Raw genomic sequence first — 1149 nt, 5'->3', positions numbered from 1 at the left:
TATATAGAAATAAAATATTAAAGATAAAAGTTGTGTGGATTTAGTAGCGGGAAAGGCTGGAGTTATTTACTCCAGTCCTTTTTTTTTGTATTTAACCGAAAAATAAATCAAATTAGATGCAACCGTTCTTAAGAAAACAGAGTCTTATATATAGAAATTCGATATAGTGATATATAGTTTTTTCATAAAAGTTGTGTGGATTCAATTAAAAAAAGGCTGGTCAGTTTGAACCAGTCTTTTTTCGTTAAAAATCGCCATAATTGACTTGTAAACAGGGTAAACCCAGCTCTAATCGCCATAAATCGACCACTTGGTTTCGGTCATCTAGTACGAATTTCACAAAATATTGGTCTTTTACGTGAGCTTCGTATAATTCTTTTTTCACTACCGAATCTTTTCGGGCATCGCCAGTAGCTCGCATAAAAAGTGCATCGTAAGGTATTCGATTATAAGCCAGCCAATTGGTAGTTGGTCGTCGAGCGGCTTCATCTCGGCCTGACATCAAGATAATTTTTACGCCCATTGCTGCATAATTTTTCACGATTTCGGCAATTGGTTCGTTCAATAAATCGGTTTCACAACGCACAGAATCAAACGGACTTCGATTGTGGATAATTGCCAAAGTTCCGTCAAGGTCGCATAAAATTGCAGGCGGTAAAGTATCGTCTTGCGGCTGATAATGCGGCCCTCGCTTGCTTAAATCTATCTCTTTTTTAGCCGAATTTGTTGGCAATTTTTCTTTAGCAATATGGTCGTTATACATTCGCATAATTACGTCTCGACCCACCTTTTTTTCACGCACTTCATCACGAGCCAGACATTCTTCGAGCGAGGTTTCCATTGTCTTTAGCTCAACTTTTACCTCCTCCCCTGTTTCTTTTTTATAGCGTCCGATTACCTGCTGGATACGCTCAACTGGTCGGTCAGATAGATTGGTATCATCAATCACTACGTGCTTACCTTCTTTCAATGCCTCAATAAGCATCATATCTCGCACTCGCTCAACAAATTTTTCGTTGGCAATAGTATAATGAGAATTATCAAGCATTGCCCGCAACTCATCTTTGTTGAGTCGTTTCCACGCACCTTTGTTCTCGTCGATGAGGTTTCGTGCATAAGTCGATTTTCCGCTGGCTGGTAAGCCTCTTA

1 protein-coding gene is annotated in these 1149 nt (G+C 39.3%); it reads right to left on the bottom strand.

What is annotated here, in order from left to right:
- Nucleotides 1-244 precede the first annotated feature (244 nt).
- The coding region (locus ACOVO2_RS14000) for an AAA family ATPase (RefSeq protein WP_421770576.1) at nucleotides 245-1149 on the bottom strand (905 nt) is incomplete at its 5' end.

Origin of the sequence: Emticicia sp., from assembly GCF_049241225.1 — a bacterium.
In the GTDB taxonomy this organism is placed as follows: Bacteria; Bacteroidota; Bacteroidia; order Cytophagales; family Spirosomataceae; genus Emticicia.
The sequence above is the reverse complement of the archived record's forward strand: the minus strand, read 5'-3'. Positions and strand labels throughout refer to the sequence as shown.